This is a genomic window from Xylanibacter rarus (genome assembly GCF_001275135.1).
Lineage (GTDB): Bacteria > Bacteroidota > Bacteroidia > Bacteroidales > Bacteroidaceae > Prevotella > Prevotella rara.
On the sequence record NZ_LFQU01000002.1, the window covers coordinates 233,343 to 250,718 of the forward strand.

General features: G+C 55.6%; 8 protein-coding genes. 6 read left to right on the forward strand and 2 right to left on the reverse strand.

The features are described from left to right. Positions 1–178: 178 nt before the first annotated feature. On the reverse strand, positions 179–1,063 hold the full coding sequence (locus tag ACU52_RS02620) for an AraC family transcriptional regulator (RefSeq protein ID WP_053397650.1): 885 nt from the start codon (positions 1,061–1,063) through the stop codon (positions 179–181). Positions 1,064–1,389: 326 nt separating this feature from the next. On the opposite strand from ACU52_RS02620, the gene ACU52_RS02625 reads away from it, so the two are divergent. Then, positions 1,390–2,760, forward strand: a complete 1,371-nt coding sequence (locus ACU52_RS02625; RefSeq protein ID WP_053397651.1) for a sugar porter family MFS transporter — start codon at positions 1,390–1,392, stop codon at positions 2,758–2,760. A gap of 152 nt (positions 2,761–2,912) precedes the next feature. Then, the gene (locus ACU52_RS02630; protein ID WP_053397652.1) at positions 2,913–6,191 is read left to right on the forward strand and encodes a DUF5107 domain-containing protein; all 3,279 of its coding nucleotides are present in this window, start codon (positions 2,913–2,915) and stop codon (positions 6,189–6,191) included. A 436-nt stretch (positions 6,192–6,627) separates the two neighbouring features. On the opposite strand, the gene ACU52_RS02635 is transcribed toward ACU52_RS02630, so the two are convergent. Then, a complete protein-coding gene (locus tag ACU52_RS02635) occupies positions 6,628–7,680 on the reverse strand; it encodes an aldose epimerase family protein (RefSeq protein WP_053397653.1) in 1,053 nt (350 codons plus the stop codon). Between the two features lie 229 nt (positions 7,681–7,909). On the opposite strand from ACU52_RS02635, the gene ACU52_RS02640 reads away from it, so the two are divergent. The 4 genes from ACU52_RS02640 (at position 7,910) to ACU52_RS02655 (ending at position 17,036) form a co-directional block, all read left to right on the forward strand. Beyond that, entirely contained in the window at positions 7,910–9,067 is a 1,158-nt protein-coding gene (locus ACU52_RS02640) for a hypothetical protein (RefSeq protein WP_053397654.1), read from the forward strand. 103 nt (positions 9,068–9,170) lie between these two features. Continuing rightward, positions 9,171–13,580, forward strand: coding sequence for a CHAT domain-containing protein (locus tag ACU52_RS02645; protein WP_162207744.1), 4,410 nt, complete (start codon positions 9,171–9,173; stop codon positions 13,578–13,580). Between the two features lie 97 nt (positions 13,581–13,677). Beyond that, the gene (locus ACU52_RS02650; protein WP_125105057.1) at positions 13,678–14,292 is read left to right on the forward strand and encodes a hypothetical protein; all 615 of its coding nucleotides are present in this window, start codon (positions 13,678–13,680) and stop codon (positions 14,290–14,292) included. Positions 14,293–14,534: 242 nt separating this feature from the next. Next, complete coding sequence (locus ACU52_RS02655) at positions 14,535–17,036, forward strand: CHAT domain-containing protein (RefSeq protein WP_204374651.1); 2,502 nt, start codon at positions 14,535–14,537, stop codon at positions 17,034–17,036. Positions 17,037–17,376: the final 340 nt, after the last annotated feature.

Below are 17,376 nucleotides of genomic sequence, written 5' to 3' on the forward strand. Positions count from 1 at the left end.
GCATCAGACAATTATGAAACGAGGTTCGGCGTCAGCTAATTGTTAATTATGAATCATGAATTATAAATTGTGAATGCAAAGTTCGGCATCAGCCAATTATGAATTACCCCAAAAGAAATCTCTCCCCTGTCAATTTTTAATTTTACTTTTTAATTTTTAATTTAAAAAATCCCGCTCTCTACGCCTTCGGTTTCGTGCGGTAGGCGCGCGGACTCATGCCCATTATCTTGCTGAAAAGGCGCGAGAAGTAATACGGGTCGTCCATGCCGAGCTTGTGGCATATCTGGTTCATGCGCATCTGCGTGGTGTCGAGCAGCAGGCAGGCACGCTGAATTTTCAGCAGGTTGATGTAGTTTAGCGGACTGTGCCCCGTCTTCGCCTTGAACAGCATGGAGAAATGCGACGCCGAATAGCCCGTGAAGTCGGCCACCTCCTGCAGCGTCATGTGGCGCTCTATGTTCTCTTTCATATAATGTATGGCTGCCTCCACCACGTTACCTTCGTCTATCTTCTCGCCCGCGCTGCGGTATTGGTGAACATAGCGGAGCGAGGCAAGATAGTGGTGAAAGAGCGACATGGCGTAGCGGATGTTCTCTATGCTGTAGCCCGAATTGAGCGTCTCAAACAGCTCCTCGAACATGTTTATGCGGTTGCTGATGCGCGAGTGTATGCCGGGATTCACCGACGTGGGGGCTATGGCGTCGGCGGCATAGTGCGGGGCGAGCACGCCCTTGAAGTGGATCCAGTAGATAGTCCACGGCTCTTCGGCGTCTGCCTGATATCTGTGGGGCACTCCTGCGGGCAGTATAAAATACTGGTTGGCCGACACCTCATAGCTGTTGCCGCCCACCTCGTAGCTTCCGCGGCCGTCGATGCAATAGATAAACACATACTGGTCTATTGGTTCGCGGCGCTCGCGGTAGTGGTTTTCGGCCTTGGGATAATAGCCTATGTCGGTAACGTAGAGCACCGATACGATGGCGTCAGCTGCCATCATGTCGGTAACCATCTTGGGCAGCACAAGCGAGCGCTCGCCCGAAAATCCGCTCTTTATTCTAAGCATGGCGTCAAACGGTGATAGACTATGATGCAAATATACTGAAAACAATAATAAGATTGTCCATTTTATTCTGATTTTTTTCTATTTTTTATATTCTATAATGTCCGTAACTTTGCGCTGTCAAACAATATAGCGGGCAACGGCGGCCGGCGGCACAAATAATAAGATAATAAAAAAACGCCGTAAAAAGGCTGCGGAATGCATGACAACAGACAAGCTGCAGCCAATAAGAAAACGGCATGACGGGCACACGGAGGGCAACAAACATTGCCGGAAGTCGGCGCCATGGGAATATAGAAGAATGTCAAACTAAAAACCATAAGCAACCTATGAAAACGTTTAACAAGGGTTTTGTATATTTTATCTGCATCGTCTCGGCCATGGGCGGACTGCTGTTCGGCTACGACTGGGTGGTGATAGGCGGCGCCAAGCCGTTCTACGAAGTGTATTTCAACATTGCCGACGACCCTCAGATGCAGGGTCTTGCCATGAGCATAGCCCTCGTGGGATGCCTCACGGGAGCCATGACCGCCGGCAGTCTTGCCGACCGCTTCGGCCGCAAAAAGCTGCTCATCGCCTCGTCAGTGGTGTTCCTGCTGTCTGCCTACGGCACGGGATACTTCAGCCATTTCAGCTATTTTCTGGCGGCGCGCTTCCTCAGCGGCGTGGGCATAGGCATGGCTTCGGGCCTCTCGCCAATGTATATTGCCGAGGTGGCACCGTCGCACATACGCGGCAAACTGGTGTCGCTCAACCAGCTGACGATAGTGATAGGCATCCTGGCGGCACAGATAACCAACTGGCTGATAGCCGAACCCGTGGTGCACAACACCATTGACACATGGAACTGCCAAACGGGATGGCGCTGGATGTTCTGGGCAGGAGCCTTCCCGGCGCTTGCCTTCCTCATCCTTGTGTTCTTCATTCCGGAGAGTCCGCGCTGGCTTGCCATGAAGGGCGACAACAGCAGCGCACGCGACATACTTGCACGCATAGGCGGCGAGAGCTATGCCGACGAGGAGCTGTGGGCCATATCTGCCGCAGCACAGGCCGACAACAAGCAGTACGGACTGCGCACGCTGTTCCGCCGTCCGCTCGTCAGGATAGTCATAATAGGCATCGTGGTGGCTGTGTTCCAGCAGTGGAGCGGCACCAACGTGATATTCAACTACGCCCAGGAGATATTCCAGTCGGCAGGCTATTCGCTCAGCGACGTGCTGTTCAACATCGTCGTAACGGGCGTCATCAACGTTATATTCACCATCGTAGCCATATTCACCGTCGAGCGCCTCGGCCGCCGCAAGCTGATGCTTATAGGCGCATGCGGACTGGCAATAATATATCTGGTGCTGGGCACATGCTATTATTTCGAGATAAAGGGCGTGCTGATGGTTGCACTGGTGGTGTCGGCCATAGCCTGCTATGCCATGACTCTCGGCCCCGTGGCATGGGTGCTGATAGCCGAACTGTTTCCGAGCCGCGTCAGGGCAGTTGCCGTGGGCACATGCACCTTTGCGCTGTGGACGGGCAGCACCACGCTGACCTACACCTTCCCGCTGCTCAACAGCTCGCTCGGCAGCTACGGCACGTTCTGGATTTATGCCGCAATATGCGCCGCAGGCTTCGTCTACTTCATGCGCGTGCTGCCCGAAACGAAGGGCAAGTCGCTCGAGGAGATAGAGAAGGAGCTTACCAGATGACGCCGCAACAGGGCGCCTGCCGCGCCCCACTGGGCATGAAGCGGCCATGGACATGACCGCAGGCAGACTTTATCGCATGCATGACATACAGCCACAAACATTGCTGCAAAAGAAAAAACAAGAACAAATAACATAACAAAGGATTAAGAAAAATGGTAAAAGCATGGAGAGAAAAGGTGGTGATACCTACCTACGAAGTGGGCTCACCTGAGAAAAATCCTATCTTTCTTGAAAAGAGAGTGTATCAGGGTTCGAGCGGAGTGGTTTATCCATATCCCGTGATCGAGTCGATTGCCGACGAGAAAACCGACAAGGAATATGAGGTTGTCTTCATTGAGAACGAATATATAAAGGTGATGATTCTGCCCGAACTGGGCGGACGCGTGCAGATGGCTTACGACAAGATACGCCAGCGCCACTTTATCTACTACAACCACGTGATAAAGCCGGCACTGGTGGGTCTGGCAGGCCCCTGGATTTCGGGAGGCATCGAGTTCAACTGGCCGCAGCATCACCGCCCCAGCACCTACATGCCCGTTGACACGGCCATAGAGCACAACAGCGACGGCAGCGTGACGGTGTGGGTGAGCGAGATGGAGCGCATGTTCCATCAGAAGGGCATGGCAGGATTCACTCTGAGGCCGGGACATGCCTATCTTGAGATAAAGGGCGCTGTGTATAACCGCACCGACGTGCCGCAGACGTTCCTGTGGTGGGCAAACCCTGCCGTAGCCGTTAACGACCATTACCAGAGCGTGTTCCCGCCAGACATCAACGCGGTGTTCGACCACGGAAAGCGCGCCGTAAGCTCGTTCCCGATAGCAACGGGCACATATTACAAGATGGACTATTCGGCAGGAGTAGACATCTCTAACTATAAGAACATCTTTGTGCCCACGAGCTACATGGCCGTTAACAGCAAGTATGACTTTGAGGGCGGCTACGAGAACGACACGAAGGCCGGAGTGCTGCACGTGGCAAACCACCACATCTCGCCCGGAAAGAAGCAGTGGACTTGGGGCAACGGCGACTTCGGACGCGCATGGGACCGCAACCTGACCGACACCGACGGCCCTTACATTGAGCTTATGGCAGGCGTGTACACCGAGAATCAGCCCGACTTCACATGGCTTCAGCCCTATGAGGAGAAGTCGTTTGTGCAGTATTTCCTGCCCTACCGCGAGCTGGGCGTGGTGAAGAACGCCACTAAAGACCTGCTGATGAACATCGATCAGGACGGCAAGTCGGGCAAGGTGAACTTCAAGATATTTGCCACATCGGAGCAGCACGTATGCGTCGAGCTGCGCAACGACGACGGAACGGTGTATTACAGCAAGGAGGTTACGATAACGCCTGAGAACATCATGGAGGAGAATGTGGACGTGAAGGGCGCCAAGCTCAGTCAGCTCAACCTCAGCATAACAGCCGGCGGACGCACGCTGCTGACATGGCACAGCGAGCCCGACGAGGTAAGACCTATACCCGACGCAGCCGAAGCTGCCCTGCTGCCCGAGGAGATAAAGACCACGGAGCAGCTCTATCTGACAGGTCTGCACCTTGAGCAATACCGCCACGCCACATACAACCCCGTCGACTACTACGAAGAGGCTCTGCGCCGCGACCCGCTTGACGTGAGAAACAACAACGCCCTCGGTCTGTGGTACATCCGCAAGGGGCGCTTTGAGCGTGCAGAGAAGTATCTGCGCACGGCTGTCAGGGTGCTGATGAAGCGCAACCCCAACCCGTACGACGGAGAACCGATATACAACCTCGGACTGGCGCTGAAGTATCAGGGACGCACAGACGAGGCCTACGACCAGTTCTACAAGTCGACATGGAACGGCGCATGGCAGGATGCGGGCTATTTTGCCTGCGCGCAGATATCTCTGATGCGCAACTGCCTGACTGACGCCATGGACGAGATAGACCGCTCGCTGATACGCAACTGGCACAACCACAAGGCGCGCGCGCTGAAAACGACCATACTGCGCAAGGCGGGACGCAACGACGAGGCTCTGAAACTGATTGAGGAGTCGCTCGGGATAGACAGATTCAACTACGGCTGTCTGTTTGAGAAATATATCATAACTGGCGACGACGACACGCTGCAGCTGCTGAAGACGATGATGAGACGATGCGCCAACAACTACGACGAGATAGCGCTCGACTACTGCGCGGCAGGCTGCGCCTGCGAGGCGCTGAAGCTGTGGAGCATAGCAATAGAAGAGGGAGCACTGACGCCGATGACATACTACTATATGGGCTGGTGCAACGCCGCAACCGACGCCGAGGCAGCCAAAGAGCTGTTTGCCAAGGCAGAGGCATATCCTTCTGACTACTGCTTCCCCAACCGTCTCGAAGCCGTGCTCGCGCTAAACTGCGCCATGGCATATCTGCCCCAGGCATCCAAGGCACCTTACTATCTGGGCTGCCTCTACTACGACAAGCGGCAGTATGACCTTGCGATAAAGGCATGGGAAAGATCGGCCGCAGCCGACGACAAGTTCCCCACTGTGTGGCGCAATCTTGCCCTGGCTGCGTTCAACAAGCAGGGCGACAAGGACAAGGCCGTGAGACTAATGGAGAAGGCTTTTGCGCTTGACAACACCGACGCCCGCGTGCTCATGGAGCTCGACCAGCTATATAAATGCGTACGCCGTCCTCACGCCGAGCGTCTCGCTCTGCTAAGAAAATACGGCAACCTCGTTGCCAGGCGCGACGACCTGCTGCTCGAGGAGATAACCCTGCTCAACCAGACAGGACAGTATGAGGAGGCAAAGGCAAAGCTCGACGCCCACATATTCCACCCCTGGGAGGGCGGCGAAGGCAAGGTGCCGGCACAATATCAGTTTGCACGCGTCGAACTGGCAAAGAAGGCCATAGCCGAAGGACGACATGCCGACGCCGTGAGCCTGCTCGAAGAGTGCCTCACATATCCTCATCATCTCGGCGAAGGCAAGCTGCACGGAGCGCAGGAGAACGACTTCTACTATCTGATGGGCGTGGCATACGACGCCATGGGACAGACCGACAAGGCACGCCAGTGCTGGCTGAAGGCAACCGAAGGCCCCACAGAGCCTGCCGCAGCGCTCTACTACAACGACGCAAAGCCCGACAAGATATTCTATCAGGGCATGGCGCTGCTCAAGCTGGGCCGCACGGGCGAGGCCAACGGCCGCTTCCACAAGCTGGTGAACTATGGCGAGAAGCATCTCTTCGACAAGGTAAGGATGGACTATTTCGCCGTCTCCCTGCCCGACCTCCTGATATGGGAAGACGACCTGCAGGTGCGCAACGAGATTCACTGCAAATACATGATGGCACTGGGCTACTGCGGACTCGGCAACAAGGACAAGAGCATGCGCTATCTTGGCGAGGCCGAAGCCCTGGACATCAATCATCAGGGAATACAGGCATTCAAGACTTTATAATTAATTTGTCTGTTGTTAACAAAACATGTTTTAATTACAGATGCGGCGGGGCTGTGACAGTTCTGCCGCATTTTTTATGCCGTCATGAAGTGAGCCGCCTGCAGTGCTGCTGATAAGGCATCGGCATACGGCTCGACATAAGGCGGCATATTGCAAGACGAAACGCGGCCTTTAACACGCCGGAAAGCCACGTTTTGCGAGCTAAAACGCCATATTTTACATTGTAATTAAAATGGAAGGATTTTGTGTCGGTCAGTAATTTTTCTATACATCCAATAAGCATTTTGTCAGAACAATAGACACTTTTGCTTACATATTTTAAAGCTATAAATACACGTAGGCAAAGGCCTTCACCGCAGAGCAACAAAAAAACGCGCCCCGAAAGCCTATGGCAGGGGCGCGCTCCACGGTTGAAAACAAACCATGTTACTACTCTCTAACAATTAATCGAAAATGCGTATTTAATCACATGGCGGTATGTCTCGCCCGGCATCAGCATCTGGCACGGCAGTGAAGGATGGTTGGGAGCGTCGGGAGCACCCTGACACTCAATGGCCACGCCGTCGTGGTCGGCATACCTTCGGCCGCTCTTGCCCACGGGCAGGTTGTCGGCAAGCCAGTTGCCCGTGTAGAGCATGGCTCCGCACTGTGTGGAGTAGACGCTCAGACGGCGGCGGCTCTCATCGTCGTCGAGCACAGCCACGAGCCTCAGCCGGCCGTCGCCGTTCCATCCGTCTACGAAGAAGAAGTGGTTGTATCCCTTGCCCGTCCTCATGTTGCTGAAGTCGGCACCTATGTCCCTGCCCAGCGCCTTGGCCTGCAGAAAGTCCATCGGAGTGCCCTCCACCGGCTCTATGCTTCCCAGCGGAATGTCCGTGACGTCGGCAGGCAGCCATCTGTGGCAGTTAAGCCTGAGCCGCTGACCCAGGCACGAGCCCGAGCCTTCGCCCGCAAGGTTGAAGTAGGCATGGTTGGTAAGATTGACAATGGTGGGCCTGTCGGCCGTTGCCTCATAGCTAATGGTCAGCTCGTTATCGTCGTTCCACACATAGTCAACCGCCACGTCCATGGCTCCCGGATATCCCTCCTCGCCGTCGGCGGCATGATACGTGAACCTTACGCCGCCGTCATGAGGCTCGGCACCCCATATCACGTTGTGAAATCCGTCGTTGCCCCCGTGCAGCGCGTTGGGCGGATTGTTGATAGCCAACTGATACTCGTCCCTGCCTATGCTGAACCTGCCGCGCGCAATGCGGTTGGCATATCGTCCGGGCGTCTTTCCGGCGCATGCGCTGTCGTAGAGATAGTCGGCAGGCCGGGCATATCCCAGCACCACGTCGTCTATCCGTCCGCGTGCGTCGGGCACCCTTATAGCCGTGATGCCCGCGCCAAGCGACGACAGAGCAGCCTCGCAGCCCTGCGAGTTGACAAGGCGGAACACCCTGAACGTGCCCTTTGCCGAGCTTATATCGTTGCTTAATATATCCATCTTTTTTGCATGCAAAGTTAGCATCATGCGGCCGAAGGACAAAGCACGCGCATGTCAGAAAATGTAAATTATTCGTCAAAACGCCTGCCTGCGCCCTTATTTTCGGCAGAAAATAACAAGTGTTACGGCCAACATCATAAAGCATATCTTTGCTTTTATGGTAAAAAAATATTATTTTTGCCAAAACGATTAACAATATATTATCACACAATCTAAAATCATTCACAACATGAATATTAAACATTCAGCAGCGTCGGCAGCATATCTTATTCTGGCATTCATGGCCATATGGCTTGCACCGACTGAGACAAAAGCACAAGTAACCTACGAGACATTCATATACACGAGCGACGCCCTGAGCAGCGAGATACAGGACCTGAGCAACGAGCGCGCTGCCCGCGGAGGCTACATGGCCGACCTGGGCATGGCCATGGCAAACGCCGGAAAGGGCATTGCCGGGGGATACGTGACGAGCTTCATCGACATGGGCGTCAACGCCATAGCATCGCTCATAACAAGACCTTCGCGACTGAAGAACGAATGGGAGGAGACGGTTAAGGCCGAGAGCACCTTTGAGACCAAGTTCGGCACGGTGAGCGAGCTCAACGACTTTTATTCGGTGCCGTCGACAGACGGGGCGATGGACCCGCGCGGCATGCGCTTCAACGGCATAGGATGCCTGCGCCGCGGCGAGAAAGGCGACACCGTGTTCTACATATCATGCCACGTGGACCACAGCAAGCTCTACCGCATAGTGAACCACTCTAAGTTTGAGCTGGTGCTCGACACGCTCATACTATGCCCGAAGGAGTCTAACCTGCCCAACTCATCGCTGCCCCTGCCCTTCTATTTCAGCGAGCGCGGCAGCTATCAGATAGACATGACCATGACGCTTACATCGTCGTGGATAAACGAGCTGACCGTGCTTCAGAAAGACAAGGAGCTGGGACGCTTCGAGCTGACCGTGCCCATCGACTCGTCGCAGGTGGCGGCCGACGGCAAATATCGCTACGTTCGCGGACGCAGCAAGGGCTCGCCACTGGTGATAAAGGGCGAGAGCTTCATCGTGCCGCGCTCGTTCATGGCATACCGCGACGAGAACGACCAGTATCACAACAGCTGGGGAACGGGCGAATACAAGATGTCTGTAACGCTGAAGGAGAGCTGCGACGTAACCGACGAATACCGCGACGAATGGAGAAACGACCGCAAGCGCCGCAAGAAACTGACGCCGAAGGAGGGCTGGACCGACAACGTATGGAAGGTGATAGAGTCGCAGAAATGGGACGAGATATCAAAGCAATGGGTGATAACCACGCTGAGCGCACCTGCCGACATGATAACGGGCGACATAATAGACAAGCTCGACCTGACACCCGACAAATAGCAACAGGCACATGCCTAAAGCCGGGAGGACGGATGGACAAGGCGCAGGCACGACATCAACAGGCACCCGGCAACGGCTGGACAACAATAACATAAAACGGCTTATGAAACCACTGTTATGTCTATTTATACTTATGTCGCTTCTTGCCGCGCCGACGCATGCCGGCAAGACCTATGCTGCGGCAGCAAGCCACGCCGCACACAGGGCCGCCGCACAGCAGGATGACGACAAGGCAAGGAGCGAAGCCATAACCTACATATTGGCCCACCGCAAATGGGCGGCTGCCAACGTAGACACGGCATTTGCCACAGACGCCGACCTGCTGAGGGCTGCCGCCGACGCCGCTGCCACGCTGTCGCGCGAGCCGGCATACACGGCAGTGCTGCGCAAGGCCGCAGCACTGGTGCCCGCACTTGCCGCATATGCATCATTCAGACAGACCGACAGCCTTGACCATGCCGACAGGCGCAAGACCGAAGCCCTCGAGGCCATAGCCCTGGCAGCACAGAAGACAGTGCCGCAAAGGCCCAACGTGGAGGCAAGGGCAAGATACCACATAGCCGTAATATCCGTGCAGACCGACGCAGGCCGCGCATACAGCTCGATATGCGACGCCTGCAGGCTGGCAGAAAAGAGCCGCGGCGGAATAAGCAAGGACAGGATTACGGCCGAAACAATGCTCTACAACGCCACACGACTCTTCATAAAAGCCAACTACACCGAGGGCGACTCTCCGCTGCTGTATGCCGAAGAGAGCAGGCTCGAGCACGATTTTCTCAGATACTTCAGAGGACGCAAGGGCACGGCAGACGACGCACTGACCATGTCGATGCTTGCCATGATAAGGCAGGGGCGCGGCTTCGGGCGCGAGTCTGACGAAGCCGACGTGGCAGAATTCGGCGGCAGCAGACCGGCAGAACTGCCCGACAGCGTGGCAACGGCCGAATGGCTCTTGGGCAGATACTACGTGAAAGAAGCCTTCAGGATAGCATCGGGAGCGTTGGGATACAGCCATCCCGACGTGATGTCAATGCGGCTTATGACGCTTGCAGCCGGCTCGCCGTGCTTCGACAGCATGTTCGTCTACGCCCTTGCCTACTGGCCGCTGGGCACACCGATGCTATGCGACGTCAAGATAGCCAAATGGACTACAGCCCTTAACGAGGGGACAGACGTGTCGGAAAGCAGAAAATACGCCACATATCTGAAATATTACCGCAACTATTACGGCGAAGACAGCAGGGCGTATGCCGACATGCTGCAGCAGGTGGCGCTGATAAGACTCATGGACAACATAGCCGACGGACAGGCAGGCGACGGCTCGCAGCTGGTTGAGCTCTACATAAAACTGATGAACCGGACAGGCAGATGCGACGACAGATACATCGATGCGTGCGACGGATTCATGACGCTGGCATCGCTGGTAGACCCGAAGATATATCTCCGCCTGTCTGAAGAGATAATGAAATGTTATGCCGAAAGGAGCACGCAGCCCAGCTGGACGCGCGTGGCAACAGGCGGAAAGATAGCCACACGACTTGCACAGAACGCCGAACACGACAAGGCGCTCGACATGCAGCGCAAGACGGTGGACGAGGCAACGATGCTGCCCGGAACCATAGGACGCAGATATGAAGCCAAGGCACGATACGACCTGGCAGTGCTATACGGCAGCAGCGGACAGCCCGCCGACTCGGCAACGGTGGACAGCTGCTGGCAGGCAGCACTGAAAACCTACGGCGAGGCAAGGCTCGAAAAGTTTATGCCGGCCATGAGCTATGCCGTGCATCTCGCTGACGAATACCGGCTCGACGATGCCGCCGGCGTGGTGACAAAGCTGATAAAGGACGACGGCAAGACCATGCGCAAGGCATATCTGGCAAGCGCCCGCACCCTGCTCGGACGCATAAGGATGATGCAGGGCAAGAACGACAGGAAGACAAGGCGACTGTTTGAGTCGGCAGCCGAGCCGCTGCTGACAGACACCGCACAGCTGCCGTCGCTCGCCGTAAACGGATATCTGTATCTCAGCGCATGGCACATCAGCGAGAACAGGCCCGACTCTGCCGAATTCTACCTTCAGCGAGGATACCTCCTGGCAAAGAAGATAACCGACATTTCGCCCGGATTTTATCTCAACTTCTCAAAGAATCTTTACACTCTTTACATGGCTCTCGGACAAGACCACAAGGCTGAGGAGCTGAACGAGAGCATGATAGAGGAGCTTGAGAGAGACAACCTGCAGGGCACCACGACATATCTCGACTGCATGTGGAACCGCGTGGACATAACGCGGCTGAGGACTCCGGGCAACCTCAACAAGATTTTCACGCAGTGCACGGGCATAATATCGCCCACATTCCTCGTATATAAAAGGGGCAACTACAACAAGGACATAAAGTATTCGTATGTGTTAAGACTGCTCACAAACATTGTAACCAACGGCACCAGACTGTATGCTACCACACCCGCTGCGGCGGAACAGCAGGACGGAGCCGGAAACTCGCGCGAATACATAAGCAGCCAGCTGGGCGAACTGATACCGCAGCTGCTCGACATGGAACAGGGATATCCCGGCTTTGTGCAGGGTGCCGACTACCGTGTACTGCCCGAATACTATATGCTCATACAGGCTCTTGCCAACTATTACGGCATGGTAAGAGACACATCAAAGATCACTCACTACTACAGACTGATGGCCGAAGCCGACTCGCTGTGCCACAGGCCGTGGACGGCGGCACAGAACATGGCAGGACTTTACGTCATGCGCGGCGACTTCAGGAGCGCGCTGCCCTACAACACCGAATGCTACAGGCAGCTTGACCGTTTCTCAATATTCGACCAGATACAGATAAGCCGCTGGCAGGCAGAGCTGTGCTATGCGCTCAACAGAGACGACGAAGCCGTGGAAGCGGCAGCCGGATACGCCGGTCAGATACGCAGATATGTGCTCTCAAACTTCGACTATCTTGGCTCTGACGAACGCGCGCAGTTTCTTGCCGACCACAGCACAAGCGGCCTGATGATCAACTGGATGCTGCCGCGCAAGAGCCGGGAGCTGGCAGCTCAGGCCTACGACGCAGCACTGTTTGACAAAGGTCTGCTGCTGCATTCGTGGGAACGCATACGCCGCTCGATAATACGCTCGGGCGACAATGCGCTGATATCTCAGCTCGACACGCTTGCACGCCTTAACGAAGCGGCACGCGCTCTCAACGCAGGAACAGGCGACACAGAGACGAGCAGGCAGCTGAGCGGCATACAGCAGCAGATAGAGCGCATAGAGAAGAGTCTGGCACGCAGCACCGAGGCCTACCGCACAGACACCATGAGAGTTGTGTCGTGGCAGGAGATAATAAAGGCACTCAGCCCCGGCGAGGCAGCCATAGAGTTTGTAGCCACCGACACGGCCATGGCTGCCCTCATAATAAAGCCCGGACTTGAACGTCCCGCTGCCGTGATGCTCAACGGTGCAAGACAGCTGACCGCGCTGCTCAGACAGACCGACTTCATGCCTGCCGAAACACGTGTGCGCAGACTCTACACCTTCGGAAGGTCAAAGCTCTACGACATAATATGGCGTCCGCTTGAGCAATATCTCGGCAACACGGCAACCGTATACTTCTCGCCCACAGGCGAACTTAACCGCATTGCCTTTGCCGCCATACCCGTATCGGCCGACAGCTGCCTCATAGACAGATACGACCTGCGCCAGCTGTCTACCACGGCAAGACTCGTAAGCAGAGCCGGAAAGCACGACATAAAGACGGCAACCGTGTTCGGAGGCATCTATTACAGCGACGGACAGGCCGCGCAGGCAGCAGGCAACGGCAGCAACAACACACGAGCAGCGATGCAGGAAGCCTTTGTATATCTTGACGAGACGCGACGCGAGACCGACGCCATAGCCCGATGCATGGCCAAAGCCGACATCAAGGCCGACACCATAACGGGCAGCAACGCCACCGAAACGGCATTCTACAAGCTCGACGGACAGAGCACGGACATAATACATCTGGCCACGCACGGATTCTTCATAGACGGCTCAAAGGATGCCGACGAATATGCGTTCCTGCGCAACCATCCCGGCTCAAAGCACCACGCCATGCAGCGCACAGGACTTGCCTTCGTAGGCGCCAACGCCACATGGACGGGCGAACGCAAGCCCGACCGCGAGGACGGCATACTGACCGCCAACGAACTGTCACTGCTCGACCTTGGCAACACCGACATGGCTGTGCTGTCGGCATGCGAGACGGCGCTGGGAAGCTACACCACCGAGGGCGTGTACGGACTGCAGCGCGGATTTAAAGAGGCCGGCGTCAACACGCTGATGATGTCGCTATGGAACGTGAACGACCGCGCCACGGCGATATTCATGCAGGACTTCTACAGGCTGTGGCTCGGCGGAATGACCAAGCGCGAGGCCTTCAGGACTGCCGTGAACAACATGAGACAGCAGCACCGCGAGCCGTTCTTCTGGGCTGCCTTCACCCTGCTTGACGCCGAATAAGGCCGCTCCGACCCGACGGCACCTCCGACAGAGACAAGGGGAAAGACAGCAGAAAAGACGTGAATGAACATTGACTGACAACTAAAATATTACTGACATGAGAAAAATATTATTGCTTGTGCTTGCCGTATGTGCATCGGCCATACATGCGCAAAACACAACCGAACTGATGATGAAGGCCGAAAAGGCGTGCATGATGATACGCGACGCCGTGACGGCACGCTCTGCCGACAACGTGATGGCGGGCATGGAGATGATAAGCGAGATACCGTTCAGCGAACTGACGCTAAGCTCTGTCGACACCAAGAGCGCCGTGCCGATGCGCGGACATCTGCAATATAACGTTGAATATCTTGACGAACTGCTGCTGAAAAACCTCGACATGGGACTCATAGAGGTTGAAGACGCCTACAAGATGAGGGCAACGAGCGCTCCGCTAAGATGCACCCACCGCGCCGTGGCGGCAGGCGGCAGCGTAACTTACTCGATGATGGCGCAGGGCGAACAGCAGCTGATGGTGGTGCCCGAGTGCGGAGGCAAAGTGAATCTCTACGTAGACGACAAGGGCAGCGGCCGCAAACTGGCAGACAAGGCCGACGGAGGCAAGGACTGCTGCACGCTCAACTGGACGATAGAACGTGCCGGCGAGCTGGTGATTACCGTGGAGAACAAGTCGGACAAAGACCTGAGCTTTATCATCGTGTCCAACTGAACAGCCCCAGGCAGCTAAAGGCATCAGACAAGCTGAAACGGCCGAAGCGGCATGACAAGCCATAAATTAGGCTCATCAAGCCCTGAAAGGTTATCAGAGAGCATGCTGTTTTGTCTGTTTGCGTATCGGTGCTTCCATCCGGATTATCACCACATATTCGGGTTAAGGCCAAAAATCCAGCTGCCGCAATATTATTTATACATGTTTTCTTAATTCTTAATTTTTAATTCCTGATTATCATCGTGTTTCGTTTTCTTGCATTATTGATATTATCAGCCGCTGCCGCCACGGCAGAAGGACAGACGGTGGCAACGCTGCTCAGGGCCGACTCGCTGCGCAACGCGGGGAGCTATGCCGAGGCTATTGAAGCCTACCGTGAGGTGAACGACAAGAAAGGCATACCCGGATCGTGGCGGCTAAGGGCGCTGACGGGCATGGCCACGTGCAACAGACAGACGGGAAACTATCGCGAGGCGCTCGAAAACTACCGCACAATTGACAGCAAAGGACTGCTCGACGTGCGCGGAAAACTGAACATGAGCAACCTGTATCTCACTCTCGGACTATACGCCGACGCCGTAGACCTGCTCGAGCCGCTCAACGCCACGATAGGTCAGGACACACGGCTGATAAACCTTGCATCGGCGTATGCATATCTCGGACGCGGCGGCGACGCCCTGCAGCTGCTCGCCACGGCACCGACCGACGGCATGAGCGCAGAGCAGAAGGCCACGCTGACGGCCAACCGCGGATTTATAGAGATGTCGCTCGGACAGCACGAAGCGGCTGCGGCATCGCTCGGCAAGGCTGCAGGCATGCTGGCAGAGGGAGCCGGACGATACATCGTGATGGCAAACCTGGCGCTGGCTGAGAGCGGATGCGGACACGCTGACAAAGCCCTGGCGCACATAGACTCGTGCCTGACATGGCAGAAAACAAACCTCGGAGAGAAGCATCCCGACTATGCGATAAGCGTAAGAAAGCGTGCCGAAATTCTGCTGAAAGCTGGACGGAAGGATGAAGCGGCGGAGTGGTTTAAGACGTATTTCGGCCTTATGCGCAACTATGTGTGCCGCTCGTTTGCCTTCCTTACCGACAAGCAGCGGCAGGACTTCTGGTTCAGCAACGAACCGCTTGTAACCGAATGTTACGCCACCGAGGCAGCCGACCCGCAGCTGCTCTACGACGTGGCGCTCTTCTCCAAGTGTCTTCTGCTGCAGGTTGAGCGCAACATAGAGGCCGAGGCACGGCGCGACACATCTGCATCGAGGCTTTATGACAGCATAGCATCACTGAGGCGTGAGGCCGACAAGGGCAGCTCTGACGCACGGCAGCGCGACTCGCTCTACGCCGAAGCCGACAGGCAGGAGCAGAGACTGATGGCCATGATGGACGGATACAGGAGCTTCAACGCCAACATGAGGCTGACATCGGCCGACATAGCGCGGCGGCTGGGGCGCAACGAGACGGCAATAGAGTTTATAAGATACGGCAGCACATCGGCGCGACGCTATGCCGCACTGACTCTTGACGGCACTGGCAAGGTGGGCTTCGTGCCGCTGTGGACAGAAGACAGTCTGCGCAACTTCAGACTGACCGACGGCCGAACGCTCAACGAGGCGATGAACTCGATGCGCGCTGCCGACAAGAACGCCATATACACCGACACTAAGCTTAGCTCTATGATATGGTCGAAGCTGAAACCGCTGCTGACTAAGCGCGGACGGATATACTTCGCGCCCGACGGTCTGCTGCATCTGCTTGCCATAGAGAACATGACCGACGCCATGAACGGCAGCGACGTGTGCCGCCTCAGTTCTACGCGCGAGCTTGCCAATGACGACAAAGACATCAGGGGAAAAGCACTGATAATGGGCGGAGTGAGCTACGACGAATGCGACGCAAAGACCCAGGACGACGCCACAGCAGCGCCCGACCGCAGCGCAAGCAGCATACTCTCTGCCCTGCATCTGCCGCCCGCAGCCAACGGAGCCTACGCCTATCTGCCCGCCACGGCGGCAGAGGCTGACACCATAAGGAGCATGATAGAAAAAGGCAACGGCATAAAGGCTGAATGCATAAAAGGCACGCAGGCCACCGAAACGGCCTTCAAGCTCGCCGCCCCGTCGTGCTCAATGATACATCTTGCCACCCACGGCTTCTGCTTTGCCGACACCGACAGGCCCGAGCCGCTGGCGTTCTGCCGCGACAGTCTGCGCGAAGACGACACGATGAGCCGCAGCGGACTGGTGTTTGCTGGTGCCAACCGCATGGTGCAGCCGGCATACAGCGCCTACGACGACGGCATACTGCTGGCACGCGAAGCCTCAGAGATGCGCCTCGACAGGGCAGCCCTCGTAGTGCTGTCGGCATGTCAGACGGGTCTCGGACCGATAACTTCCGAGGGCGTGTTCGGCTTTCAGCGCGGACTGAAGAAGGCAGGAGCCGGCGCGATAGTGGCAAGTCTGTGGAATGTTGACGACAAGGCCACCAAGCTGCTCATGACCCGTTTTTATCATCATCTGCTCGGCGGCATGCCCATGTCGGAAGCCTTCGCCCAAGCCAAGACCGACCTGCGCTGCCATGAAGTGAAGATAGAAGTGGAGACAGACGAGGACGACAAGTCGCACGGACAGATAAGGCGCTTAGGCCGATGGGTATGGCCGAAGAAGAAAGTAATGAAGACCGTTCGTCCCTACTCGAAACCACAATACTGGGCAGCGTTTATTTTAATTAAGAAATAAGAAGTAAGAAAGTATGTATTAAGACAATAAAGAACGTCCCGTTGCTTGTTATTGCAACGGGACGTTCTTCTTTTGTTTGTCAACATCTGACCACAAAACATTTGGATTTTTCACTCTTAACCGTTCGCTTCCGTCAGGCGTTTTTCATTTTTAATTTTTCATTTTTAATTGCGCTTTTGCGCCTGCTTTTCATTTTTAACTTAAAAGCGGTATTTTAAGCGGATCAGGAGATCCTTATAATAAATTCCGGCGGAGCGCAGATCCGCCGGAACAATAGCAAACGTAGTGCTTGCGAAAAGAACAAATAATGTATTCGGATTTAATTACTCTAACTACTTTA